21 protein-coding genes are annotated in these 26,488 nt (G+C 61.0%); 2 read left to right on the forward strand and 19 right to left on the reverse strand.

Features of this window, described 5'->3' with window-relative positions; genetic code table 11:
* Nucleotides 1-9: 9 nt before the first annotated feature.
* The 4 genes from EWR20_RS11220 to sdhC all read right to left on the reverse strand — a co-directional run bounded on the left by EWR20_RS11220 (nucleotide 10) and on the right by sdhC (nucleotide 3,537).
* Entirely contained in the window at nucleotides 10-801 is a 792-nt protein-coding gene (locus tag EWR20_RS11220) for a succinate dehydrogenase iron-sulfur subunit (protein ID WP_129360751.1), read from the reverse strand.
* The gene (sdhA, locus tag EWR20_RS11225) at nucleotides 801-2,561 is read right to left on the reverse strand and encodes a succinate dehydrogenase flavoprotein subunit (RefSeq protein ID WP_129360752.1); all 1,761 of its coding nucleotides are present in this window, start codon (nucleotides 2,559-2,561) and stop codon (nucleotides 801-803) included. Before sdhA ends, EWR20_RS11220 begins: the two co-directional genes overlap by 1 nt.
* Nucleotides 2,562-2,646: 85 nt before the next feature.
* Complete coding sequence (locus tag EWR20_RS11230; protein ID WP_129360753.1) at nucleotides 2,647-3,132, reverse strand: succinate dehydrogenase hydrophobic membrane anchor subunit; 486 nt, start codon at nucleotides 3,130-3,132, stop codon at nucleotides 2,647-2,649.
* Between the two features lie 3 nt (nucleotides 3,133-3,135).
* Nucleotides 3,136-3,537: a succinate dehydrogenase, cytochrome b556 subunit gene (sdhC, locus tag EWR20_RS11235; RefSeq protein ID WP_129360852.1), complete on the reverse strand. Its 402-nt coding sequence runs from the start codon at nucleotides 3,535-3,537 to the stop codon at nucleotides 3,136-3,138.
* A gap of 332 nt (nucleotides 3,538-3,869) precedes the next feature.
* Between sdhC and EWR20_RS11240 the strand changes: the two genes are divergently transcribed.
* Nucleotides 3,870-4,979, forward strand: a complete 1,110-nt coding sequence (locus EWR20_RS11240) for a mannose-1-phosphate guanylyltransferase (protein WP_129360754.1) — start codon at nucleotides 3,870-3,872, stop codon at nucleotides 4,977-4,979.
* Nucleotides 4,980-5,100: 121 nt separating this feature from the next.
* On the opposite strand, the gene EWR20_RS11245 is transcribed toward EWR20_RS11240, so the two are convergent.
* The 6 genes from EWR20_RS11245 to glyA form a co-directional block, all read right to left on the reverse strand.
* Entirely contained in the window at nucleotides 5,101-5,667 is a 567-nt protein-coding gene (locus EWR20_RS11245; RefSeq protein ID WP_129360755.1) for a 2'-5' RNA ligase family protein, read from the reverse strand.
* A 15-nt stretch (nucleotides 5,668-5,682) separates the two neighbouring features.
* Nucleotides 5,683-6,720, reverse strand: a complete 1,038-nt coding sequence (gene trpS, locus EWR20_RS11250; RefSeq protein ID WP_129360756.1) for a tryptophan--tRNA ligase — start codon at nucleotides 6,718-6,720, stop codon at nucleotides 5,683-5,685.
* A 69-nt stretch (nucleotides 6,721-6,789) separates the two neighbouring features.
* Nucleotides 6,790-7,680, reverse strand: coding sequence for an exodeoxyribonuclease III (locus EWR20_RS11255; protein WP_238147721.1), 891 nt, complete (start codon nucleotides 7,678-7,680; stop codon nucleotides 6,790-6,792).
* A gap of 70 nt (nucleotides 7,681-7,750) precedes the next feature.
* On the reverse strand, nucleotides 7,751-8,287 hold the full coding sequence (locus EWR20_RS11260; RefSeq protein ID WP_129360757.1) for a hypothetical protein: 537 nt from the start codon (nucleotides 8,285-8,287) through the stop codon (nucleotides 7,751-7,753).
* A 183-nt stretch (nucleotides 8,288-8,470) separates the two neighbouring features.
* Entirely contained in the window at nucleotides 8,471-9,373 is a 903-nt protein-coding gene (locus tag EWR20_RS11265) for a bifunctional methylenetetrahydrofolate dehydrogenase/methenyltetrahydrofolate cyclohydrolase (protein ID WP_129360854.1), read from the reverse strand.
* Nucleotides 9,374-9,417: 44 nt separating this feature from the next.
* On the reverse strand, nucleotides 9,418-10,704 hold the full coding sequence (gene glyA, locus EWR20_RS11270; protein WP_129360758.1) for a serine hydroxymethyltransferase: 1,287 nt from the start codon (nucleotides 10,702-10,704) through the stop codon (nucleotides 9,418-9,420).
* A 220-nt stretch (nucleotides 10,705-10,924) separates the two neighbouring features.
* On the opposite strand from glyA, the gene EWR20_RS11275 reads away from it, so the two are divergent.
* Nucleotides 10,925-14,236 carry a beta-phosphoglucomutase family hydrolase gene (locus tag EWR20_RS11275; protein ID WP_129360759.1) on the forward strand — a complete coding sequence of 1,104 codons (3,312 nt, stop codon included), beginning with the start codon at nucleotides 10,925-10,927 and terminating at the stop codon, nucleotides 14,234-14,236.
* Nucleotides 14,237-14,355: 119 nt separating this feature from the next.
* On the opposite strand, the gene EWR20_RS11280 is transcribed toward EWR20_RS11275, so the two are convergent.
* The 9 genes from EWR20_RS11280 to purH form a co-directional block, all read right to left on the reverse strand.
* Nucleotides 14,356-15,327: a bile acid:sodium symporter family protein gene (locus EWR20_RS11280; RefSeq protein ID WP_129360760.1), complete on the reverse strand. Its 972-nt coding sequence runs from the start codon at nucleotides 15,325-15,327 to the stop codon at nucleotides 14,356-14,358.
* A gap of 9 nt (nucleotides 15,328-15,336) precedes the next feature.
* Complete coding sequence (locus tag EWR20_RS11285; RefSeq protein ID WP_238147722.1) at nucleotides 15,337-15,882, reverse strand: gluconokinase; 546 nt, start codon at nucleotides 15,880-15,882, stop codon at nucleotides 15,337-15,339.
* Nucleotides 15,876-17,105, reverse strand: a complete 1,230-nt coding sequence (gene manD, locus EWR20_RS11290; RefSeq protein WP_129360761.1) for a D-mannonate dehydratase ManD — start codon at nucleotides 17,103-17,105, stop codon at nucleotides 15,876-15,878. The genes EWR20_RS11285 and manD overlap by 7 nt, the downstream gene beginning before the upstream one ends.
* Entirely contained in the window at nucleotides 17,105-18,709 is a 1,605-nt protein-coding gene (locus tag EWR20_RS11295) for a glycoside-pentoside-hexuronide (GPH):cation symporter (RefSeq protein ID WP_165001031.1), read from the reverse strand. The genes manD and EWR20_RS11295 overlap by 1 nt, the downstream gene beginning before the upstream one ends.
* A gap of 134 nt (nucleotides 18,710-18,843) precedes the next feature.
* On the reverse strand, nucleotides 18,844-20,661 hold the full coding sequence (gene uidA / locus EWR20_RS11300) for a beta-glucuronidase (RefSeq protein ID WP_129360763.1): 1,818 nt from the start codon (nucleotides 20,659-20,661) through the stop codon (nucleotides 18,844-18,846).
* 75 nt (nucleotides 20,662-20,736) lie between these two features.
* A complete protein-coding gene (locus tag EWR20_RS11305; RefSeq protein ID WP_129360764.1) occupies nucleotides 20,737-22,128 on the reverse strand; it encodes a mannitol dehydrogenase family protein in 1,392 nt (463 codons plus the stop codon).
* Nucleotides 22,125-23,534 carry a glucuronate isomerase gene (uxaC, locus tag EWR20_RS11310; RefSeq protein WP_129360765.1) on the reverse strand — a complete coding sequence of 470 codons (1,410 nt, stop codon included), beginning with the start codon at nucleotides 23,532-23,534 and terminating at the stop codon, nucleotides 22,125-22,127. Before uxaC ends, EWR20_RS11305 begins: the two co-directional genes overlap by 4 nt.
* Nucleotides 23,535-23,618: 84 nt before the next feature.
* Nucleotides 23,619-24,641: a LacI family DNA-binding transcriptional regulator gene (locus EWR20_RS11315; RefSeq protein ID WP_165001032.1), complete on the reverse strand. Its 1,023-nt coding sequence runs from the start codon at nucleotides 24,639-24,641 to the stop codon at nucleotides 23,619-23,621.
* Nucleotides 24,642-24,834: 193 nt separating this feature from the next.
* Complete coding sequence (purH, locus tag EWR20_RS11320) at nucleotides 24,835-26,445, reverse strand: bifunctional phosphoribosylaminoimidazolecarboxamide formyltransferase/IMP cyclohydrolase (protein WP_129360767.1); 1,611 nt, start codon at nucleotides 26,443-26,445, stop codon at nucleotides 24,835-24,837.
* Nucleotides 26,446-26,488 lie beyond the last annotated feature (43 nt).

A 26,488-nucleotide genomic window follows, 5' to 3' on the forward strand; every position in this document is an offset into this window, starting at 1 on the left:
GTGGTTGGATCAGAACGCGCGAGCCAGTACGGCCTGCTTGACCTCGGCGATGGCCTTGGTCACCTGAATCCCACGGGGGCATGCTTCGGTGCAGTTGAAGGTCGTGCGGCAACGCCACACGCCTTCCTTGTCGTTCAGGATCTCCAGACGAAGATCGCCGGCGTCGTCACGCGAATCGAAGATGAAACGGTGCGCATTGACGATCGCCGCGGGACCGAAGTACTGCCCATCGGTCCAGAAGACGGGGCAGGACGACGTGCACGCGGCGCACAGGATGCACTTGGTGGTGTCATCGAATCGTTCACGGTCTTCCTGGGACTGGTACCGTTCCCGCTCGGGCTCGTGGCCCTCGTTCATGAGGAACGGCATGATCTCGCGGTAGGACTGGAAGAACGGTTCCATGTCCACGATCAAGTCCTTTTCGCACGGAAGACCCTTGATGGCCTCGACCGTGACCGGTTTGGAGAGGTCGAGGTCCTTGAGAAGGGTCTTGCAGGCCAGACGGTTGCGACCGTTGATACGCATCGCGTCCGAACCGCACACTCCGTGAGCGCACGAGCGGCGGAAGGAGAGCGAGCCGTCGATCTCCCATTTGACCTTGTGCAGTGCGTCCAGAACACGGTCCGTACCGAACATCTCGAGTTCGAACTCGTCCCAGTAAGCCTCATCCGAAACTTCGGGGTTATAACGCCGGACCTTCAAGGTCAGATCATACGTGGGAATTTCTCCCCCGCCACCGGTCTCACCCGGTAGATCAACCTTCGATGCCGGCTCGGCAGCTTCCTGTTCCTGAGTAGTCATTAGTACTTACGCTCCATCGGCTCGTAGCGGGTGAAGATCACCGGCTTGGTCTCGAGACGAATGCCGGCGACGCTGTCGGTCTCGGCGCTTTCGTCCAGGTAGGCCATCGAGTGCTTCATGAATTTGTCGTCATCGCGATTGGGGAAGTCCTCGCGGAAGTGACCGCCGCGGGATTCCTCACGGTGCAAGGCCGCGACCGACATGACCTTGGCGAGCTCGAGCAAGAAGCCCAGCTCAACGGCCTCGAGCAGATCCAGGTTGAAACGCTTGCCCTGGTCCTGGATCTGTATGTGCTTGTAACGCTCCTGCAGATCAGCGATCTTGTCCAGGGCGCTGTGGATGGTGTCGGCCGTGCGGAATACCTGCATATCGGCGTCCATCACGTCCTGCAGCTCCTTGCGGAGGACAGCAACCTTTTGGTCGCCCTTGCCATTGCGCATCAGATCGAGCAAATCGAGAGTTGGCTGCGCGGCATCTTCCGGAACCGGCAGGAAATCTGCGGTCGCGGCGTATTCGGCGGCCTTGATGCCGGCGCGCTTGCCGAAAACATTGATGTCCAGCAGGGAGTTGGTGCCGAGACGGTTGGAACCGTGAACGGACACGCAGGCGACCTCGCCCGCGGCAAACAGCCCGGGGACAGTCTGCTCGGAGTTCCGGTAGACCTCGGCGTCGATATTGGTGGGAATACCACCCATCGCGTAGTGCGCGGTCGGGAACACCGGGACCGGCTCGGTGTACGGCTCGACGCCCAAATAGGTGCGTGCGAACTCGGTGATATCAGGCAATTTTGCGTCGATGTGCGCCGGTTCGAGGTGGGTCAGGTCGAGCAGGACGTAATCCTTGTTCGGGCCGCAACCACGGCCTTCCCGCACCTCATTGGCCATGGAGCGGGCCACGATGTCACGCGGCGCAAGGTCCTTGATGGTCGGGGCATAGCGTTCCATGAAGCGCTCGCCCTCGGAGTTACGGAGGATTCCGCCCTCACCTCGGGCGGCCTCGGAGACGAGAATACCCAGACCCGCAAGTCCCGTGGGGTGGAACTGGACGAACTCCATGTCTTCGAGCGGAAGGCCATTGCGGAAAGCGATGGCCATCCCGTCACCGGTGAGGGTATGCGCATTCGAGGTGGTCTTGAAAATCTTCCCGCACCCGCCGGAAGCGAAAACGATCGACTTGGCCTGGAAAACGTGGACTTCGCCGGTCGCGAGGTCGTAGGTGACGACGCCGGACGGGCGACGCTCGCCGTCGACCTCCGTCATGACCAGGTCCAGGACGTAGTACTCGTTGAAGAACTCGACGTTGTGCTTGACGCAGTTCTGGTACAGGGTCTGGAGAATCATGTGCCCGGTGCGGTCGGCCGCGTAGCATGCACGACGCACGGGCGATTTGCCGTGGTCGCGGGTGTGGCCGCCGAAACGACGCTGGTCGATGCGGCCCTCGGGCGTGCGGTTGAAGGGCAGACCCATTTTCTCGAGGTCCAGCACGGCGTCGATGGCTTCCTTTGCCATGACCTCCGCAGCGTCCTGGTCCACCAGGTAGTCGCCGCCCTTGATGGTGTCAAAGGTGTGCCACTCCCAGTTGTCTTCCTCGACATTGGCGAGTGCCGCACACATACCACCCTGCGCCGCACCGGTGTGCGAACGAGTTGGGTAGATCTTGGTCAGTACGGCGGTGCGGGCGCGCTGGCCGGACTCGATGGCTGCGCGCATACCGGCTCCGCCGGCACCGACGATGACCACATCGTACTTGTGAAGCTGCATTCTTCGATGCTCTTTCCTTGTTGAGTCTCTGTATATGTGGGGGTGGCGGTCGGCCGAATCCCCCGACGTCGTGCCTCGGCCGGTACTACGGTGCCGGGCAGAAGGACGGAACCAGCGAGGGGTCTGCGCCCGTGGGGCACGGCGAGAAGGTGAAGATCACCAAGGTGCCGACGAGCAGGATGAACCCGGAGGCCAGGAAGAGCAGAGTCTTGAGCCAGAAGCGGGTCTTGTCCTTTTCGGCGTAGTCGTCGATCACGGTGCGAACGCCATTTGTTCCGTGAATCATGGCGAGCCACAACATGATCAAGTCCCAGGTCTGCCAGAACGGATTGGCCCATTTGCCGCCCACGAAGCCGAAATCGATCGCGTGCACGCCGTCGCCCATCATGAGGTTGACGAACAAGTGGCCGAAGATCAAAACGATCAGCAGGACACCGGAGACTCGCATGTACAACCATGCGAACATCTCGAAGTTATTGCGCTTGGAACCGGAGCGGTTGTATTTGATGCCATCGACGCTGTTGTCACGGCTACGGGGAACCGCGATCCGAGTTTTCAACGGAGTTGCCATTGGTTAGTGACCTCCAAAGACGATGGCGAGATGGCGGATGAGGAACGGCACAACGGCAATGACCCAAAGAATCAGAACGCCCCAAAGCATCGCCTTCTGGTTCTTGGCGCCGTTCTTCCAGAAGTCGATCAGGATAATCCGAAGACCGTTGAAGGCGTGGTAGACGATAGCGGCAACCAAGCCGGCCTCGCCGAGACCCATGATCGGGTTCTTGTACGTGGCGATCACGTGGTTGTAAGCCTCGGGGGAAACCCGCACGAGGGCCGTATCAAGTACGTGGACAAGCAAAAAGAAGAAGATAGCGATGCCTGTGACGCGATGGGCCACCCAGGACCACATGCCCTGGCGGCCTCGATAGAGGGTGCCCTTGGATGTATTCGGCACTGAATAACCTCCCTGTTTCATCAACCGGAGGGCCGCGGCGTCGGTCTTCCATCCGGCGAGGGGCCCACGTTTACACTGCCACTGCGCAGACCGGGCAGGCCCGTGAGTCATGAGTGAGCGAGTTCTCTTGTCAGATTACCAGCAGCCAGACGGCTTGCTGACACCATGTCGACGCCGCCCTTCCCCGGAATTCTGGGGGCAATAAGCAACAATTTCATCACCTAATACCTTGCTTCCCACTGTTTCCGCCGATCGGCTCCCGGGAAATTCCCAGGCGGCCTGGTCGACCTACCCCAAAGGCTCCTCCCCGAGCCTTGAGAATTATGACGAACGCAACCGGTACGATGTGAGCGATGAAATCACCACACAAACACTTCCACCCATTTATCCCGGCAGGCGGGGTTGGGTCCCGCCTTTGGCCCCTATCCAGGGCAGACGCACCAAAATTTCTCCTGGATCTCACGGGATCGGGCCATTCGCTTCTGCGCTCCACCTTCGACAGGCTGATCGATCTCAGCTCAAGTGGTGTGATGGTTGTCACCGGTCGCTCTCACGCCCAGGCCGTCCGCCAGCAGTTGCCAGAATGCTCGGAGTCGGATCTGGTCTTGGAGCCCTCCCCCAAGGATTCGGGTGCGGCCATCGGCCTGGCCTCGGCCATCATTTCCCTGCGAGATCCGGAAGCCATTATCGGCTCGTTCGCTGCCGACCATGTGGTGGAACCCACAGATGAATTCCATAGGGTCGTCGAGGAAGCCATCGCGACCGCGGCCACGGGCCGGATCGTGACCATCGGTATCACGCCGACGTCCCCTTCCACCGGCTTCGGCTATATCCGTGCCAACGAGAGACTCGACGTCCCGGCAGCTCCATCGGCACTCAAAGTCGCCGAATTCGTCGAGAAACCGGATGAAGACACCGCGCGGGCCTACGTCCGCAGTGGCGAATACACCTGGAATGCCGGAATGTTCGTGGCGCCTGCCAAGCTCCTCTTGGCCCATCTCGAGGCCAGCCAGCCCGAGTTGCATGCAGGCATTATGGAGATCGCCGAAGCATGGGAGACAGAACAGAGAGATGCGGTGATGGACCGCATCTGGCCGAATCTTCCGAAGATCGCTATCGACTACGCCGTCGCGGAGCCCGCCGCGGCTGCGGGCGACGTCGCCATGGTTCCCGCGTCCTTCACCTGGGACGACGTCGGGGATTTCGCCGCCATCAGCCGGCTGAACCGCGCCGTCAACGTGGACGAAGTGGCGGTCATCGGCAAGAACAAGCGCGTGATGACCGATAACGCCTCCGGCATCGTCGCCTCTGACACGAGCCGCATCGTGGCGTTGATCGGGGTTGAGGACATTGTCGTCGTCGATACCCCGGATGCCCTGTTGGTGACCACTCAGGAGCACGCTCAACGGGTCAAGAACGCTGTCAATGCACTCAAGGAGAACGGCGACACCGACGTCCTGTAAAGGCATCGTCCTCGCGGAACCCGAAGGCCTCTGGGGGCCCGCAAACCTCGAAGCCGCCCCAGTCTCTTGCGGAAGACGGTGGCGGCTCTGACTGCCCTCGGTGCCGGTCCATACCAGCGCCTCAGCCGAAGTTGATTCTTCCCAACGGTCGCCAACCGCTGACTTCACCGATATAGGCATCCATTCCTCGAAGCGGGAACGTGACCCTGTAATCTCGGAAGTCGGACAAGGCCGCCTCGAGGGTTTTGCGGTTCTCGTTCTGGGTCAGTGTCATGTGCGGATGATAAAGGAACGGTGAGGCGCTCTCCCGTAACGACAGGCACCGCTCGTGCAGGTCGGTCAAGAAGTCCTCGCCCTCCCCCACGGAGAGAAACACGACGTCGCTCATGGGCCGGAAAGTCCCGGTGCCGGACAGTGTGAGGTTCCCCGGCGCGAGACCGCGGCATTTCTCGCGCAGCTCGGAGATGAAGCGCGTGGCTTCTTCTTCAGGATTCTCGCCCAGCTCCGCAATGAAGACCGTAATGTGGAGCGGAACCCCAGTGCCCGTGCAGTGTTCCGAACGCCAGCGAATAACGTCCTCGTGCACTTGAAGGGGCACATCCAGAACCAAACTCAGATAGCTGCGACCAGGCATGATGGTCGGACTCACACTAATCTTGCCGTTGTTCACGTCAGAAGTGGGCACCATGGTTTCCAAGAGGTTTCAGGCCCGCGGAGGCAGGAATCCCATGTGCTCGTAAGCTGACGCGATGGTCGGAACCGCGATTTCCCGGGCTTTGGCGGCTCCGATCGCCAGGAGCCTGTCCAATTCAGCGGGATCATCCATGATCTCCAGCGTGCGTTCACGGATCGGCCCGAAGACCTCAGCGACGACTTCGGCCAGTCCGACCTTCAGATGTCCGTACATCTTGCCTTCGTATTCCGCGACGATTTCATCGACCGGACGCCGGGTGAGCGAAGAATAAATGGTCAGAAGATTCGAAACACCCGGTTTGGATTCCCTGTCAAAACGGATTTCCGTGCCGTCGTCGGTGACCGCGGATTTAATCTTTTTCGCCAACTTCTTCGGATCGTCCAGCAACCAGATGATTCCGCTCTCGGACTCCGCCGATTTGGACATCTTGGCAGACGGGTTCTGCAGATCGTAAATCTTGGCGGTGTCCTTGAGGATCTTGGCCTCCGGGACCACGAAGGTCTCCCCAAAACGTGCATTGAAGCGTTGTGCGAGGTTGCGGGTCAATTCGAGGTGCTGGCGCTGATCTTCGCCGACCGGGACTTGGTCGGTTTGATACAGCAGGATATCGGCGGCCATGAGCATCGGGTACGCGTACAGACCGGCAGATGTGTTCTCGGATCCCTGCTTGGCGGATTTGTCCTTGAATTGCGTCATGCGACGGGCCTCGCCGTCACCCGTAATGCAGTTCAGCAACCAGGCCAGCTGCGTATGCTCCGGAACGTGCGACTGCACGAAAAACGGCGTCTTAGTGGGATCGATGCCTGCCGCGATGTACTGCGCCGCCGTCTTCCGAGTCCGTTCCGCGAGCTGTTTGGGATCCTGCGGCACAGTAATGGCATGGAGGTCAGGAATGAAGTAAATGCACTCGTTTTCCTCCTGCATGTCCACCCAGTTCCGGACCGCTCCAACATAGTTTCCCAGATGCAGGGAATCAGCGGAGGGCTGCGCACCGGAGAATACTCGAGGCGCGCCGGTGGATGCGTTGGGAATAGTGCGTTCAGTCATTCTTGTCTTTTCTACTCTCTTCAATACCTGCCCAGCATGGCCGGTCATCGACGGATGGGCTAGGTATTCCTAGAACTGGTAATCGACCACGAGCGGCGCGTGGTCGGAGAAACGGGTGTCATAACTCGGCGCACGATCGACCACTGCGGACTTCGCTGCTTCGGCCAGAGCCGGAGTCGCCATGTGGTAGTCGATCCGCCAGCCGGCGTCGTTGTCGAAGGCCTGGCCCCTGTAGGACCACCAGGTGTACGGGCCGGGCACCTCGCCGGCCAGCTCGCGGGCAACGTCGCGGTATCCGAGGTCGCCGAAGAACCGATCGAAATAGGCCCGTTCTTCCGGGAGGAATCCGGCGTTCTTGAGATTGCCCTTCCAGTTCTTGATATCGAGTTCGGTGTGGCCGACGTTGAGGTCGCCTACGATCAGCGCGTGGTCGGAATGCTGAGCCAGCGCAGGCAGGCGCTCGAGCATGACGTCCAGGAAACGGTACTTGTCATCTTGACGCTCCGTGCCGACTTCGCCCGAATGGACGTAGGCAGAGACGACCGTCAGGGTTTCACCATGGGGAAGCTCGTAATCGGCCTCGACCCAGCGGCCCGACGTTGCGAAGTAGTCGACTCCAATGTTCTCCCTCTTGGCTACGGGTTGACCGGACAGACGCGAAGGACGCTCGGCCGAATCCTTGCGAGTAGCAATCGCGACTCCGGCGCGCCCTTTGGCTTCGGCCTCAGCATGGAGGATGTCCCACTCGTCTTCACCGAGAAGGTTGCGGAGGTTCTTGTCCGGAGCACGAACCTCCTGCATGCACAGGATGTCGATATCGCGATCTGCCAGCCAGTCCCCCATCGTCTGCTTCTTCTTGGGGTTGTAAGCTGCACGGATTCCATTGACGTTGACGGTCGCGATGCGCAGACTTTTGGCGTCTCGAGTGCTCTCATTCATGTAGTGGGGGGCCTTCCTCATGATCCTTCGAATTGCCGGCGCGAGGCGTCCTCAGGCGCCCTGGCGCATGTGCCGATGTTCGTAGTGGGTGTCAGTCGACGACCGTGCCGTCCACCGTGTCCTGCGACTGAACCATACCCATCCCGTTCTTGGCCGTGAAGTTGATGGTATCGATCGCACGGTCGACGACTTCCCGATCAGCCTGCTCGCCTTTGGCGATTTCCTCTTTGAGGACCTTGTTCTGGACCAGCACGATCTGGAAGGAATGCGCGAGTTTTTGGTCCCGCATGGCGTCCGCTTCGGGCACGGACGATGTTCCCGAAGACGGCGCCCGGAGCTGAGCGTCCTCGAGGTCGCTCTGCAACTTTCTGACAGCATTTTTGCCGAAGCGCAACGTTCCTCGGACGAGGAAAAGAGCATAGGCCGCGAGGGCAAGCCACCCCAATGCAATAGCGGCCAGGATCCAGCCCAGAACCGACTGCTCATTGGCCGCGGTGATCACCGCAAACACGAAGATCAGAACCATCACCGCCATGCCAATCACGGTGGCCCAAAAGGCCCTTCCGCTCGTTGCACTGTTGGTACTTGCATTGCCCACGCGGGGGCCTGAACTTCCGATCGGTTGCATGGTGCCTATTGTACAAGGACGTTTATACACAAACACGTGGCGGACGAGCCTGTGGAGAAGCCCTACGGCCACAGACCGACGGACCACCATCCCCTACGAAAAAGTGGCCGCCTGACGCGTGCGATTCCTCCACGGATCGCTCGCCAAGCGGCCACTCTAAGTAGCGAAAACGACCGCGGCCGGTTATGCGTCTGCCGCCAGCCTTTCGGCTCTCTCCACGACGTTGACGAGCAACATCGCACGTGTCATCGGACCGACTCCGCCCGGGTTGGGCGAATACCATGAGGATTTGGCCGCCGCTTCCGGATGGATGTCCCCGGTGAGCTTCTTCTTGCCCGTTTCCGGGTTCAGAACTCGTGAAACCCCGACGTCCAACAGAATCGCCCCGTCAGCGACCTGTTCCGGCCGCACCGCATGCGGAACTCCGATTGCCGCAACAATAATGTCCGCACGGGACAGAACGTCGTCGAGATTCTTGGTTCCCGTGTGAGCGATTGTCACGGTCGCGTTGATGTCTCGGCGCGACAACAGCAGCCCCAGAGGGCGCCCGACCGTGATTCCGCGGCCCAGGACCACCACATTCTTTCCAACCAAATCGATTCCGTGCCGATGCATCAGCTCAATGATGCCGTTCGGCGTACACGGAAGCGGAGAATCGATATCCCCGTAGACATTCAGCACGAGCCGCCCCAGGTTGGTCGGGTGCAAACCGTCGGCATCCTTGTCCGGGTCGATTCTCTCGAGGATTCGGTTCGTGTCGATATGCGGTGGCAACGGCAGTTGAACGATGTAACCGGTGCATTCCGGATCCTGGTTCAGCTCCTCGACAACTCTTTCGAGCTCTTCCTGGGTCACGTCTTCAGGCAGTTCTCGGCGAATCGACGCGATCCCCACCTCGGCGCAATCGCGATGTTTGCCACCCACATAGGAGTGCGACGCCGGATCGTCACCGACCAAAACCGTCCCGAGTCCGGCCGTGATTCCCTTTCCCTTGAGAACCTCCACCCGGTCATGGAGCTCTGATTTGATGGCCGCAGCCGTCGCGGTGCCATCGAGGATCTTCGGGGAATTGCCGTGGTTGGCCATATCGCTGATTTCGGATTCTCTTTCTTTTTGTTCTTCGGTTACCGTCACCACTGCTCGAGGCCCTCGTAGAGAGGGAATTCTCCGGCCAGCTTCTCGACCCTGCTCCGCAGCGATTCGACGTCGACACCCGGTTTCAGGGCCGCGGCAATAATATCCGCGACCTCGGTGAACTCCTCCCGACCGAATCCACGGGTCGCCAGGGCGGGGGTTCCAATGCGGAGCCCCGACGTCACCATGGGCGGACGAGGATCATTGGGGACCGCATTGCGGTTCACGGTGATGCCGACCTCGTGCAGGATGTCTTCGGCTTGCTTGCCGTCCAACTCTGAATTGCGCAGATCCACCAGAACCAGATGCACATCGGTGCCTCCGGAGAGGACGGAGATTCCGTGCTCGGCGACGTCGGATTGCGTGAGACGGTCCGCGAGAATCTTGGAACCCTCAACGGTCCTCTTCTGTCGGTCCCTGAACTCTTCGCTCGCGGCAATTTTGAAAGCGACGGCCTTGCCCGCGATAACGTGCATCAACGGTCCCCCTTGCTGTCCCGGGAAAACTGCCGAGTCGACCTTCTTCTTCAGTTCCTCGGTGCAGAGGATCACACCCGAGCGGGGACCGGCCAGAGTCTTGTGGACAGTGGACGTCACGACGTGAGCGTGGGGCACGGGGTTCGCGTGGATCCCTGCGGCGACGAGACCGGCGAAGTGCGCCATGTCGACCCACAGGTATGCGCCGACCTCGTCGGCGATCTCACGGAAACGCTTGAAATCCTGTTCTCGCGGGTACGCTGACCAGCCTGCGACGATGACCTTGGGCTTGGCGTCCAGAGCAACCTCTCGCACACGATCCATATCGAGTCGGCCGGTTTCCGGATCGACCTCGTAAGCGGCGATGTTGTACAACTTGCCCGAGACGTTGAGCTTCATCCCGTGGGTCAGGTGGCCACCATGGGCAAGTGAAAGGCCCATCAGGGTGTCCCCCGGCTGCATGAGTGCCATCATCACGGCCGCGTTGGCCTGGGCGCCGGAATGCGGCTGCACGTTGGCGTGCTCGGCGCCGAACAACGATTTGGCGCGCTCGCGAGCCAGGTCCTCGACGACGTCGACATACTCACAGCCGCCGTAGTAACGACGGCCGGGATAACCCTCCGCGTACTTGTTGGTCAGTACCGATCCCTGCGCTTCCAGAACCGCCCGAGGAGCGAAATTCTCCGAAGCGATCATTTCCAGGGTATTGCGCTGTCGGCTCAGCTCGTTGTCAATGGCTTTCGAAACTTCGGGGTCGAGTTCGGCGAGCGGCCGGTTGTTGACATCCTGCGCGGACGAGTTGCTCATAGTTCTCCTGTTGGGCTGACTCCACACCGGGCCCGGCGTGGCACGCGAAAGGCTTCTGCATCATTCTAGGACATGGGACACCATGGACATTGGTCCGTTTCACAGTAGGACGGGTTGTGTATAGCCGTACGTGAACGGCCCAAGAAATAACCCTCGTATCGAACCAATCGGTAACTTGAGCGTGTTTAATGGGTGCCTGAGCCAACAGGAAAGGTCCTTGATGAACTCTCTCAACCCGCTCGGAACCAGTGATCCCCTTAACCTGCGTTCCGGTTCCCCGTACAGGCCGGAATCGAGCACTACGAGAGAAAATCGTTCGCAACTGCCGCTTTCGGTGCCCCAGAAGGCCGTCATCTTCGACATGGACGGCATCGTCACGGACACGGCAGCAGTGCACGCGAACGCGTGGAAGAAGCTCTTCGATGCGATCCTGTCCGATTCTCGCCTGGAGCCTTCAGAAGGGCACGACGCCGGGGACATAGATCGCAGCGAATTCAGCATCACGACGGACTACCGCTCTTACGTGGATGGGCGCGCCCGCGAGGACGGCGTTCGAACCTTACTCGCGGCCCGCAACGCGGCTCTCCCCGAAGGCAATGACAACGACTCCGCAGGTCAGTGGACGGTTCAGGGACAGTCTCGCCTCAAGAACGACTACTTTCAGGAGGAGCTCGAGTTCAACGGCGTGACCGTTTTCAAGGGAACCGTTGAACTGGCTCGCCGCCTCAAGCGCAGCGGCGTGCCGATCGCCCTCGTCACGGCGTCCAGAAATTCGACGTCGGTTCTCGAGGCCGCGGATCTGGGGGACCTCTTCGACCTCATCATCGACGGTACTTACGCTCTTGAGAACAACGTCCCCGGAAAACCGGCGCCCGATATGTTCCTCGCCGCGGCGAAACAACTCGGCGTCGCCCCAAAGGATGCCGCGGTCATCGAGGATGCCGTATCAGGGGTTCAGGCGGCTCGGGCAGGCGGGTTCGGTCTCGTCGTCGGCATCAACCGACACGGCGACCGCAATGAACTGGACGAGGCCGGCGCCGACCTGGTGCACAACGACGTCGCGGAGCTCGATCTCGGAGCGCAACGTGACGATTCGTGGAAACTCATCTACCACGGTTTCGACCCGGAGCAGGAAGGCCATCGGGAAGCGCTACTGACCCTCGCCAATGGCTACATGAGTGTCCGTGGCTGCCGGCCCGAGCGCGGCGACGACGGGGTCCATTACCCGGGAACCTACGCCGCGGGGTTGTTCAATCGTGTGGTCTCCCATATCAACGGTCGCGATCTCGAACACGAGTCGATGGTCAATCTTCCGAACTTCCAGTTCTTGGACCTTCGGTTGCGGGGCGGCGACTGGTGGTCCGAGGGCGGCATGCAACCCCTCGACGAAGTCACGGAACTCGATCTGCGCCATGGAGTACTCTCCCGTCGGTGTCTGTTGGAAGAGGTTCCCAGCGAGGTCGGCGAGCCCTATTCGGAAACACCCCGGCGTGTCCAGGTCGAACAGCGACGCATCGTCTCGATGGCGAATCGTCACCTGGCCGCCATGGAAACCACGGTGACACCGGTCGGCTGGTCGGGGCGAATTCATGTGCGGAGCGGAATCGACCCGAACGTCACCAACAACAATGTTGCCGAATACCGCGAATTGGCCCGTCATCACCTCGTCGCAGAGGCCTCGACCACGCTTCCGGACAACACCTTGATCAACGTCGTCCGGACCAATCAGTCGGGCCACGAGATCGCCGTCGCTCAACGCACCGAAGTCCGTGCGCCCGTCAGCTCGCGTCTCGAGCGGGAAATCCGACCGGGCGGGGTCGAAATGCGCCGTTACCGGGTAGACGGGCAGGACGGAAAGGCCGTCGTGTTCGATACGACCACGGCGCTGGTGACGTCACGCGATTCGGCGATCGCGTCCCCGGTGCTCGGCGCGGTTGAGGCGCTGAACAGAACCGACACCGGGTTCGATGCGCTCTACGGCCCCCACGAGCAGACGTGGTCCCGATTGTGGGCTCGATTCGCCGTGGACATCGAGACCGATGTGGATACGATGCTGGCCCTCCGCCTCCACATCTTCCATATTGTGCAAACCCTCGGCCCCAACATGGAGCTCAACGACGCCGGCGTGACCGCTCGCGGCCTCCACGGTGAGGGTTACCGGGGGCACATCTTCTGGGACGAGATCTTCATTCTGCCGATCATCACAATGCGCCTGCCTTTTGTGACCAGGTCGCTCTTGCAATACAGGTGGGCGCGCCTGCCAGCGGCACGATACAAGGCCACAGAATTCGGGGCCAAGGGCGCAATGTTCCCCTGGCAGTCCGGCTCAGACGGGAGAGAAGAAACTCCCGTCGAGTTGTACAACCCTCATTCGGACCGTTGGATGCCGGACAACTCGTGGCGCCAATTCCACGTGGGCCTGGCCATTGCTTACAACTCATGGCAGTACTACACCGCCACGGCAGACACGAGCTGGCTCGCTCACCAGGGCGCGGAGCTCATGATCGAGATCGCTCGTTTCTTCACCTCGCTGGTGACCTTTGACCCTAACGACCGGCGGTACCACATCGAAGGAGCGATGGGACCGGACGAGTATCACGACGGCTACCCCGGCTCAGTCGATGGCGGCGGCCTGAAGGACAACGCATACACCAATGTCCTTGCCGCGTGGCTCTTCCGCCATACGCTTGAGATCTTCGAGGAACTGCCCGAGCATCAATCACTGCGGGTGTCGTCGGCGAACAACGTGACCGAGGCCGAACTCGCTGCGTGGAAGCATATGGCCGCGAACATTGCGGTTCCGTTCAATCATGACGGAACCATCAGCCAGTTCGAGGGGTACGACGATCTCAAGGAGATCGACTGGGACCATTACCGGCGGAAGTACGGGAATATCGGGCGCATGGACCTGATTCTCGAATCGGAGGGCGATGCGACCAACAACTACAAGCTCTCCAAACAGGCCGATACCCTGATGCTCGTGTACCTCTTCGGGCAACGGGGCCTTCAGGAGGAGTTGGCGCACCTGGGCTACGACGTATCCTTGGCCAAGATCGAGGACACGATCAGCTACTATCTGGCCCGGACGTCCAATGGCTCCTCGCTATCCCGAGTCGTGACGGCGTCGATCATGTCCCGAGTCGACCCACGGCACTCATGGAGTGTCTACCAGGACGCACTCATGGCCGACCTGGACGACACCCAAGGCGGCACCACTCAGGAGGGCATTCACCTCGGGGCGATGTGCGGCACGCTCGACGTCGTGCAAAGAGCCTACGCGGGGGTTCAGGTGCTCACGGATTGCATTCAGCTGGAACCGTCCATGCCGGAAGAATTGCGCTCAGTCGGGTTCGAGGTCCAGTATCGCGGTCAACTGCTCGACGTTTTCATCGATTCCAAACGAGTTCGGCTGTCCGCGCGGTCGCAGAAAGCCAGCGCCGTACGGGTACGCGTCGGCGAATTCGAAACGGTTCTCGAGGGCGGAGACTCGTGCGAATACAAGCTCGAGGATCTCCACTCCGTAACGCGCTGAGGGGCTCTCGGGCACCTCGCCCGACACGCTGACCCCAAGCGACTGAAAAGGCCCCGGTTTCGAGTTGAAACCGGGGTCTTGTGTCGTTTCGGCCGCGGCGTCTGGGACCACGCCGTATCTCAGTCGCGAGAAGCGGACCTGCGGCGCAAGAACGCGGCCACGAGAGCTCCCGAAACGTTGTGCCACACCGAGAAGACCGCTCCCGGCAGGGCGGCCTCCGGGGTGAAATAGGTTCGAGCCAATGACGTCGCCAGACCCGAATTCTGCATTCCCACCTCGATCGCGGTCGTACGACGAGCGGAGACTGGCACCCGGAACAGGCTCGCCGCCCCGTAGCCGAGAAGGTAGCCCAGACCGTTGTGCAGGATCACCGCGAGCAGAACCAGGAGTCCCGCCGACACGATCGCTTCCGCGGACCCGGCGACGACGATCGCCACGATCACCGAGATCGCCGCGACCGAAACCCAAGGCAACGCGGGGGTCACTCTGAGGACTACGCCGGGCGCGAGCCAGCGCACCACGAGGCCCAGGACCACCGGAATCAGGACGACCTCGAGGATCGAGAGCATCATGTCACTGCCGCTCACGTTCATCCGTTCACCCGCCAGCCAGATCGCCAGGAGCGGCGTGAGAAAAGGCGCGATCAACGTCGAGATCGAGGTCATCGCAACGGAAAGCGCGACATCGCCCTTGGCGAGGTACGAGACGACGTTCGAAGCCGTACCCCCAGGGCAACAGCCGACCAGGATCACACCGACCGCGAGCGCGGGCGGAAGCTGCAGAGCCCACGAAATAACGAACCCGAGCAGCGGCATGATGACGAATTGTGCGACCACACCGATGATGACGGGGACAGGATTCTTGGCGACGAGCGCAAAGTCAGGGCCCGTCAGTGTCAGTCCCATTCCGAACATGATGACGCCCAGCAGTGGATTGACCCATCCAGAGAACCCCGAGAAGAACCCCGGGAGAAAGAACCCGAGAATTCCGGCCCCAAGGATCAATAACGGAAAGATCGTCACGGCGTACAGAGCGCTGCGCTCTTCAGAATTCTTGGTCGGTGACGGCGTGGTCTGGTCGGTGGAGTTCATGTGATATCTCTACCAGCCGGCGGCCCTACGGGCTATTGCTCGCACTGATTCGTCCAAGATGTGGTCTATCGACGCATCGATGTCAATGCGCGCACCCCGCTCGTCGTCTTCAAGTTCCTCGAGCGTGTCCAATTGCGAGCGCAGAAGTCCTTGAGGCATGAAATGTCCGCTCCTACCCTCGAGACGGTGAGACAGCGTTTCTTCGTCGCCGGCGAGATGAACGAAGAATGTCCCCGGGGACTCCGCGCTGATCGTCTTGCGATAGACACGCTTGAGTGCCGAACACGCAATGACCAGTCCGGTGCTCTGGGGGTCGGCGAGGGCGGCATCGTGCAGCTTCTGGCCGACGACGCGCAGCCACGGCCACCGGTCTTCATCCGTGAGCGGGTGACCAGCCGCCATTTTCTCGACATTCGACAGAGGATGCAGCGAGTCGGCATCGACGAATTCGGCGTCCAAGCGAGTAGCCAGGAGGGATCCGATGGTCGTTTTGCCCGCGCCGGAAACCCCCATGACCACGATCAGCGGCGGCTCAGTATGTTGATTTTCTACCAATTGTGTACGGTCCCATCGGCAAGTCGGTTGTACGGGAGATATGCCTGATCGTAGGGGAAACGGGCCGCGGCTTCCTCATCGAATTCGACTCCGAGTCCCGGAGCGTCACCCGGGTGCAGATATCCGTCTTCGAAGGTCAGCCCCTCGTGGAAGACTTCACGTGTCAACGGGGAATGGGGCATGTATTCCTGGAGCCCGTAGTTGTGGATGGACAATCCGAGGTGAAGTTGAGCCGCGAATCCGATCGGTGAGACGTCCGTAGGACCGTGGAATCCCGACTTGACCTGGTACATCTCGGCAAAATTCATGGCCTTCCTGAGCTGCGTGATTCCGCCGAAATGCGTCGAGGCGCACCGCACGTAGTCAATGAGCTGTTCCTGGATGAGATCTTTGATGTCGTAGACGGAGTTGAAGACCTCACCGATCGCCAAAGGGGTCGTGGTGTGCTCACGGACCAGTCGCAATGCTTCCTGGTTCTCGGCCGGCGTGCAGTCCTCGAGCCAGTACAAGTCATACGGTTCCAGTGATTTCCCCAGTTGAGCGGCCTCCCGAGGTGTCATCCGGTGGTGGCCGTCGTGCAGCAAGGGCAGCTCAGGCCCGAACTCGTTGCGCACGGCCTCGAAGACGGTGGGGACGTGCCGCAGATAGGCCCGGGTGTCCCAGTCCTCCTCGACGGGTTGGGTCCCGCGGTTAGCTGGTTCGAAGTCGTACCGCTCTCCCGTCGACTGTTCCTGTGCGGCCACACCGTACAGTTTCTCGATTCCGGGTACCGAGGTCTGCACCCGAATCGACTTGTAGCCCAACTCGAGTTCCTCCCGGATCGAGTCAAACAGCTGTTCAAGGTCTCTTCCGGACGCGTGGCCATAGGCCCGGCAGCCGCGGCGCGAGGCCCCGCCCAGCAACTGGTACACGGGCATTCCGGCGACCTTGCCCTTGATATCCCAGAGAGCCATGTCGACGGCGGCGATCGCGGCCATGGTGACCGGGCCGCGTCTCCAGTACGACGCCCGATACAGGAATTGCCATGTGTCTTCGATAGTGCTGGGATCCTTGTCCAGCAGGAGCTGACAGACATGCTCCTTGAGGTAAGCGGCAACCGCCAGTTCACGCCCGTTCAGGGTTGCGTCGCCTATACCGGTGACTCCCTCGTCCGTCGTGATCCTAAGAGTCACGAAGTTGCGGGACGGGCTCGTCACGAAGACCTCTGCCTTCTCGATGCGCATTATTGTCCTTTCGTTGGGTAGTCGTCGTGGTGCGAATCATCGTCCGTGGAATTGTCCCCGGACTGATCCTCGACAATGTGGATTTGGGCCTGATCGTTCCCGGGCACGGCCTCCTGCGAGCTGGTGGCGGGATGGGACGCACGAGCAGTAGGACCATTGAGGTCCGAGGAGGTCTCGACCGAGGTCGGGATCGCTCCTGTTTCCAGGCCTTCGTGACGCTGCCTCCGGTTTGCCTCAATGGATTTCATGACCGATGTGAATTTTGCCTCGGTCAGGGGATAACCGGTCATGATCAGCATTGCGAGAATAAATATGGCCGCCGGAATCAGGCCACCGTAGATGGCCAAACCGGACACGACTCCGTCGCCCTGACTTCCCTTCCCGGCGGTATATCCGGCCCAGGTCAGCACGATGCCGCCCAGGGACTGTCCGAGGGCTTGCCCGACCTTTCGTGTGAAGGAAAACGCCGCGTATGTGGCTCCTTCAGTCCGGACACCGGTCCGGTATTCACCGTATTCAACGGTGTCGGCTTCGAGCGCCCATGTCATGGTGTTCAGCAGCCCCATCCCGACACCCATCAGGAACAGCCCAATGAGGCTCATGGCCAAGGAATGCCAGACGGAATTGCTCAACGCGAACAGGACACCGCCCGCGGCGGCCACCATGCAGTTGTAGACGAACCCTCTCTTCTTCCCCATCGCGCGGGTGACCATAGGGCCGAACGGGCCGACGTACAATACCGCTCCCGTGGTGATGATGATCGAGACGGACGCGACCCAGCCTCCAGAGGTGTACCGGGAGAGGACCACGTTGGACAGATAAATGGTGAGCGCACCGATCATCGACTGCGCAGTCAAGTAGAAGAGCGAAGAGGCGCACAACCTCAGCAAGGGGCCGTTCCGCCGGATCGTGGACAGGGTCTCCTTGAAGCTCACCTTCTCGACCTCACGGAACACCACTTCTTTCGAAGTGAGGAACGTGGTGTAGAAGAAGATCGCGCCGATCACCAGGAAGACGATGGACGTGACAAGAAAGGTGGTCGCGAGGTCCTCAGCCTGTTTGAGCCGGGGTGCGAGAAATACGGAAAGCAGAAGAATCGTGGCCCCTGAGCCGACCATGCGCGCCGAAGCGAGCCGCGACCTGTCCACCGGATTCTGGCTCATGGCCCCCGCGAGCGACCCGAACGGAATATTGACCATCGAATACAGCAGTCCCAAGAGGGCATAGCTTACGGTCGCCCATACGATCTTGGTCGCGTACGAGTCCACGGGAATCCAGAAGCAGAGAACATTCGACAGCAGAAGCGGAACCGAGTACCACAGCAGAAACGGACGGAATTTGCCCCACCGGGTCATGGTCCGGTCGACCATGCGACCGGCAAAAAGATCAGCAAAAGCGTCCCAGAATTTCACGAACAGGAAGATCGCGCTCGCGTGCGCGGGCTGGATGCCCACCACGTCCGTGTAGAACAGGAGAAGAAACACGCCGGTCATTTGGAACGCGACGTTGCATCCTGCGTCTCCGAGACCGTAGCCCGCGATGCGTCTCTTGGGCAGATGCTCGTGGGCCACGTGAGGTATGGACGAAGTAGCTATTTCTGACATGACAGGCTCCTTTGCCTGGGGTGCCCTACAAGGGCTTAATGGAGATGGCTGGGACGGTGTCTCGACCTCGCCAGGGTTGACCGTTCTCATCGGTGAGCCCGTGGCGGACCGGCAGCATCGTCACGTACCAGGGGTCAACGGCCGAGTTTCTCCGACCACCGTCTCCGGAGCTCATGGGCCAGAGCCTTGGGTTTGCGGTCCCTGGTGAACACTCCCTTTTTGTTACCGTCCACGCGCGCGAACCCGTTCTTGGTTTGGAAATCCGCGAAATTCCACACCTGCTCACCGGCCATGCATTCCACGCGGTCGAATTCCTCGTGATACATGCGCAGCAGTGCTGTCTGGTATTCCTCGGTGAAGGGGATCTCGAAGACCGAGTGGAGACCCGCGATCGTATCCGCGCCGTATTCGGTCATGATGGTTGGTTTGCCGTATTGCTCGTCCCAGGCCTCGAGTTCCTTGCGAAGGGAACCTCGGGCCGCGACGATGTCTCCGGCGTCTACGTACCAGCCGTAATAGCGGTTCAGCATCAGCACATCGAACAGATCCGAGATCTTGTCGACTCCACAGGGCGCGAACATGACGTTGACGAACCCGACAGGCCGTGAGGGATCGAGTCGGCGGGTCAGCTTTTCGAGCGGCTCGAAGTACTCCCGCGCGCCCTCGGCCCCGGAGTCTGGTTCATTGGCGATCGACCACAGAACCACCGAGGGATGGTTCTTGTCCCGTTGGATGAGTTCGCGGATTTCACGGGCGTGGACCTTTTGGGTGTTCTCGTCGACGTTGCCGGGATCGAAGGTGTTTCCGCCTCCCTGGTCCATGATTCCGGCACCCATATGCCAGTTCAGTCCAACCGCCGGGGTCTCGTCGATGACGACGATTCCGCGCTCGTCGGCGTACTCCATGATTTCTTCGGCGTACGGGTAGTGCGAGGTGCGGAAGGAATTGGCGTTGATCCAATTCAGCAGGCCAAAGTCCTGAACCATGTGGGCGTTCGAGTGGGCCTTGCCGATCGTCTCGTGGTCCTCGTGCATTCCGAAACCCGTGAAGTAGAAAGGCTCCCCGTTGATGAGAAACCGCTTGCCTCGTACCTCAACGGTCCGTACGCCAAAACGTTGATCGTATTCGTCGACGAGTTCACCGTTGTCGTACGTCAGCACGCGCAGCGTATAGAGGTAGCCTCGTCCTGGTTTCCAGAGTTCAACTCCGGACCAGGACAACTCACCGTCCAGGGTCGAGTCGCTCGCCGCGGCTCGCTCTGCACCTGCGACGACATCGCCTTCCGCGTCCAGGACCTGAACGGCCGCTTCCGGGGCATCCCCGGTGAACTTCGCAGTGTAATGCACGATTCCTCGGCCGCCTTCACCGCCTTCGAATTCGGCAACTACAGTCACATCGTCGAGGCGAACGTCGGCGACATTGCAAAGCCACACGCTACGGTGAAGGCCCGCGTAATTGAAGAAGTCGTGACGGTACGCGAGATGTTTTCGGCCCTGGCCGTCCTGGGTTACCTCCCCGGGAGGAAGAGTCTCGTGCGACAACTCGTTGTTCACGGCGACGGTCATAGTGAATACCTCACCGGGGTGGACGTGCTCGGTGACGTCGACGTCGAACGGCATATAACCGCCCTGGTGGCGGACCACTTCCTGACCGTTGACGAAGACCACTCCGAGATGGGTCGCGGAGTCGAAGCGGAGGAGAGTCCTACCCGTCGAGAATCCGCGCGGAACTCGGACATCACGGGAATACCAGACCCAACCGACGTGCTCGCGAATCGCGCTATCGGCATACAGGTCGTTGAAAGACCCGGGCACCGGCGCTTTCAACCCTTGTTTCGGGAACTGCTGGGCCCAGCCCTTCTCAAAGCTGTCGTGGTGCCAGTCGACCGCGAAGTCGAAGAGACCATCCAGGCTGACTCGCTGACGAGTCGATGTGTCTTGGGGTCGCAACATGTGGGGTAAGTCCTTTCTGGGGCAACACGAGGTTCGATGGGTGGCTCGTTTGCCGTGGAACCGTATTCTGAGGGGTCAGTTATGGGACCGCACGAGCGAGACAAGGTGCGTATCCTGCCCCAGCCCGGGTTGAAGCACATCGAGCAAGGCACGCGTGGTGTCGTCTGAGGCGAGGGCCTGACGGATGGAATCCACCTCCGAGTCCTTGATGTCCCGGGAGTCTTGGGTGATGAGCCAAGCGATCCACGAGGCGATCGCGCCGGCCGCGGCGGCGCCGTCGCGGCCGGCCTCGCGTTCGGCCTGGTAGATCGGCAGGGCGCGAATGCGCAACTTGCTGGCCCCATCGGTACCGATTTGAGCCAGGAAATGCTGGATCCGGGGATTGCGGTACCGGGTCAGCAGATCCTCCCGGTAGGACGGCACATCGAGTTGTGGGTCCGTCAGGTGCCGCGAGGCCTCGTCCCAAAAAGCTTCGATCTTCGACAGGATCGCGGGATCGGCGATCGCTTCGGCCACGGTGCGATGTTCTGCCAGCTGGCCGGCGTAGGCCATGTAACTGTGAGTACCGTTCAAGAGCCACAGTTTTCTGCGCTCGAAGGGTTCAAGATCGTCCACGAACTGGGCACCTGCACGTTCCCATTCCGGGCGACCCCCCGGAAAATCTCCCGAGAAGATCCAAGAACGAAAGGGCTCCGCGACGACCGGCGCCGCGTCATCGAACCCCGTTTTCTCGGCAACGAACTGAGCGAGTTCCTCCGTCGCCGCGGGCGTGATGCGGTCCACCGAAGTCCCGACCCAGGAGACCACCCGATCGATCTCCTCCGCGAGTCCGTCCTTGCATGCGTGGGCCGTGCCGAGAACCGCGTTCCGAGTCGCGGTCGCGTTGTCAGCCATGTTGTCGCAGGATACGACCGCGATTCCGGCTTCGTTTCCCAAGGACCTGAGGCGACGATCGAGGCCGAGCACCAATCGGCCCGCGGCCGTGAGCAACGGCGGGTCCTGTGAAGGGTCCGATAGAGCCTCACGCAAGATTGCGATGTCGGCGGCCACGTCCTCGTCGGTGGCTTTCAGTTCTCCGGCCGGATCTAGGTGGTATCCGGCTTCCGTGATGGTCAGCGTGACGAGTGCAATTTCCGGAGCGGACAGCAGCTGAACCAAACGTTTCGAATCCGAGGCCGGGCGGACCTCGACGATCGACTGGATCAATTCCACGGAATCCGCGTCGGCGGCCCGCTCAACCAGCGAATACAAGCCTTCCTGGGGAGCGAGTTCTTCGGCCGCGACGGGACTGCGACCGGTAAACGCCGCAATACCCCACTTCGGATCACGTGCGTCGGACTCCGCGTGCTGCGTGTACCAGGCCTGGTGGGCACGATGGAATGCGCCCAACCCCAGATGGACCACACGGACGGGGGCGGGATCGCCCACGTGCCGGGCGGCGGTGATCCGGTTCAGCGACGTGCTCATAGCTTGAAGACCTTCCGCGGGTTCGAATCGGTCAATTCCACGATCGCGGAGCGCGCACGCTCCTCCGTAATGCGGTGCTCGACCACGAGCTTGGCCAAGAACCCCGCATCAACCCGGCGGGCGGCGTCGTGACGGGCGGGGATGGAACAGAACGCTCGCGTGTCATCGATGAATCCCGAAGTTCGCGAAAAACCGAGGGTTCCGGTTGTCGCCGAACGGAAACGGTGCATCGCGTCGGGTTCGTCGAGGAACCACCACGGGGCGCCCGCGTACACGGCGCGGTAGAAGCCGGCCAGCGGTGCGATTTCCCGCGAGAACGTCGTCTCGTCCAGGGTGAAGAGCACCAGATTGAAATCGTCCGAATTGCCGAAATCCGACAACAGGGGCTGCAACCCGCGCGTGTAATCCACCCCGAACGGGATGTCGTTGCCGGTATCCGGCCCAAAACGTTCAACGGTCCGAGAGCTGTGGTCTCGGTAGGATCCCGGATGAATCGTCATGGTCAGCCCGTCCTCCGAGGACATCCGAGCGAACTGATAGGTCATGTTGGCCTCGAAGCGGAGGGCTTCGGCGTTGGTGGCCGTTCCCGCGAGGCCCTTTTCGAAGAGGTCATTGGCCTCTTGGTCCCCGAGCTTGACCGACTCAGGGGTCCACACTCCGTGATCTGCCGAAACGGCACCGTTTTCCACGAAGTAGGCCCTGCGGTTGGCCATCGCACGCAGATAACCTGCGTATCCCGTCAGCCCGTCTCCTGCCTCTTGGATGAGCCGGTCCGCATTCCGAGCAAAAGAAGGGTTCCAGAATTTGACGAAAGCATCGGGTCGGAAAGTCGGGAGGACCCTCCCGTCGAAGGTCGGGTCGGACGCCAATTCCCGGTGGGCCGCCAAATCATCCAACGGGTCGTCCGTGGTGGCCAGCACCTCGAGGTCGAAGTCTCGGAACAATTCACGCGGACGGAATTCAGGACGCGCCAGCACCTCCGAGATCTGGTCAAAGAGCTCGTCGGCGTGGGCACCGTCGATCGTCGAATCGTCGACCCCGAAGACGGTCGCGAATTCTCTTCGGAGCCAGTACCCGGAGGCCGTTCCGTCGAAGAGCTCCCACCGTTCGCAGAAGGCACGCCAGATATCGCGGGCATCGGCATCCTCGGCGGTGCCCGCGTTGACGTTCTCCAGGTTCACCCCATCCGCGTTCAACAGCCGATATACGTAATGGTCGGGGCTGATGAGCAGGGCCGCGGGATCAGGGAAGGCTTCATTGCGCGCGATGGATTCCGCGGTCACATGGCCGTGAGGGGACAACAGCGGCAGCTCTTCGGCGACCGCAACCAGATCCCGGGCCACGTTGCGTGTTGCCGGATCTGCCGGAAGAAGGCGATCGGGGTGCAATGCAATGGACTGTGTCATAAAGACATTCCACGCCCGGTGACCGTAACTCAGATACCGGTTGCCACAAGTTGCCGCGAATTCCCTGAGTTGGGGCAGAGGTGCCTAACCGATGCCGCGCGTGCTCCCCCGGGTAATCAAACGCGCCGGGAGAACCACGGGACGCTCTGTTGACGCCTTGACCCCATTGGCAATTGCCATCACATGGGCGGCCGCGGTTGCACCCATTCGTTCGAAAGGTCCGACGACGGTCGTCAACTTCGGCCTCACCAGGCTTGATGCGAGTAGGTCGTCGAAACCGACGATCTGCAGGTCGTCGGGGACCACGACACCGGTCGACTGGACGTGCCGCATAAAGGACAGAGCCATCAGGTCGTTGTAGGCAATTACTGCGTCGGTGGGGCGCTCCCGCCAAACCTTCGCGGCTTGGACACCTCCCGACATTGTGGGTTCGAAAGGACCGATGCGGCGAAACTCCAGCCCAACGGCCTTGCTGACGTCGCGGACGGCTGCCCACCGCATTCCATTGGCCCACGACGTTTCGGGACCCATGATGTACGCGATGCTGCGCGCTCCAGTCCTCGCCAGGTGCTCAACCGCCGACCGAGTTCCTTGTTCCTGATCGATGACGACGGAAGCGACTCCCCGCACGGCCCTGTTCATCACGACCATCGCCTTCTGCTTGGCGAAGGTCCGGATCGCGGCGTCGGGCAAGCGTGCACCGGCAAGAATGAGCCCGTCCACGCTCGTGAGGCTTCGCTGGATAGCCTCTTGTTCCCGATCCCGGGACTCGCGCGAGTTGGACAGAATCGTCGTCATCCCTGAATCCCGCGCTGCCATCTCGACCCCTTGGACCATGTCGATGAAAACCGGATTGGATATGTCCGCAACGATCAGTCCGAGCATCCAAGACGGCCTCCGCTCGGTCCCGCCCGCACGCCTCAGCGCCTGATTCCTGTATCCGACCCGTTCCGCGGCCGCACGGACTTTCTCCGCGGTCGCATAAGAGACCCTTCCAGGGCGTGAGAAAGTGCGGGAGACGGTCGATGCCGCGACACCGGCCTCGCGGGCGACGTCGTAGATACTCGCCGGGCCGGTCGATTCGCGGGCTTTTCCGTTGTCCTGCATGGCTAGATTCTCGACCCCCGTCGCGAACCGGCAAAATCCTGCCGCCGTTTCGGCACAGTTTTCCCGTTTCTTGCCGTGCAGCCGGTCCGAGGCGCCTGTTCGGCATGAAGAAGCGACCGCTCCGGCCGCAAACATGATGACTCCCCGCTTTCTTCGGGAAAACGGGGAGTCATCGCTTGTTCGTTCGGGAGCACTAATGGAAGAAGTGACGTGCCCCGGTGACGTACATGGTTACGCCGGCCTTGTTTGCCGCTTCAATGACTTCTTCGTCCCGGATCGATCCACCGGGCTGGACGACGGCGCGCACGCCAGCTTCCAGGAGGACCTCAAGGCCGTCGGCAAACGGGAAGAATGCATCAGATGCCGCAACGGCGCCACGAGCACGCTCCTGGTTGCCTTCGCCGAGAGAATTGGCACGCTCGACCGAGAGCTTGCACGAATCGACGCGGTTGACCTGGCCCATACCGATTCCGACCGCAGCTCCGCTTTCGGCCAACAGAATCGCATTCGATTTGGCCGAACGCAGAGCGCGCCACGCGAACTCAAGATCCGAAAGAGTTTTTTCGTCCGCGGCTTCCCCTGCCACGAGCGTCCAATTAGAGGGATTGTCACCGTCGGCCTGAAGCCTATCGCTCTGCTGGAACAACGCGCCACCGGAAACCTGACGGTATTCGATGCTCTCGCGCTCGAAACCCTCCGGCAGGAGGAGAATTCGCAGATTCTTTTTGGTCTTCAAAACCTCGAGGGCGCCGTCTTCGTAAGAAGGGGCGATGATGACCTCCGTGAAGATCCCCTTGACGGTCTCGGCCATTTCCTGGGTGACTTCACGATTCGCCGCGATGACCCCACCGTAGGCGGACAGCGGATCGCATGCATGAGCCTTGCGGTGGGCGTCAGCCATGGGATCCGCAGCATCCGCCGAACCCACGGCAATTCCGCACGGGTTGTTGTGCTTGATGATCGCAACAGCCGGGTCGGCAAAGTCGAAGGCCGCTCGCAGCGCCGCATCCCCGTCGACGTAATTGTTGTAGGACATCGCTTTGCCGCCCAATTGCTCGGCCTGGGCAATGCCCGGTGCTACCGCCGGATCGACGTACAGTGCACCGCACTGATGCGGATTCTCGCCGTAACGCAATGATTCGGAGCGCTCGAAGCCCATTCCGGCGTAGGGAGGCCAAAAATTGGCCTCCGGGTCCTGAGCGAATTGCTGCTGGGTCCAGGTTGCCACGGCGGTGTCGTAGGCTGCGGTATGGGAGAAGGCTCCTGCCGCAAGACGACGGCGCTCGGCCAGGTCGAATCCGCCGTTCCGGGCGGCTTCGACAACGCGGCCGTACTGAGCGGGGTCCACCACGACGGAAACCGAATGATGGTTCTTGGCCGCGGCGCGAACCATGGAAGGGCCACCGATATCGATCTTCTCGATGATGTCCTCTTCCCCGGCCCCCGAGGCGACGGTGTCAACGAACGGATAAAGGTTCACGATCACGAGGTCGAAGGGTTCGATACCTAGGTCCGAAAGCTGCTGGACGTGGTCACTCTTGCGACGATCCGCCAGGATGCCCGCATGGATCTTCGGGTGGAGGGTCTTGACTCGCCCCTCCAAGCACTCGGGGAAATCCGTGATCTGAGCGACTTCGGTCACCGGAACGCCGGCATCCTTGATCTTCTGGGCAGTGGACCCCGTGGAGACAATGTCCACGCCTGCCTCGTGCAGACCACGGGCCAGGCCATCCAGCCCGGTCTTGTCGAAAACGGAAATCAGGGCTCGTTTGAACGGGACGCGATTCAGCTCGGTCAGGGACACGGAAACTCCAACTCATCGGTTATGGCGTACTACTGCCGGTGAC

Origin of the sequence: Rothia uropygioeca (assembly GCF_004136585.1) — a bacterium.
Lineage (GTDB): Bacteria > Actinomycetota > Actinomycetes > Actinomycetales > Micrococcaceae > Rothia.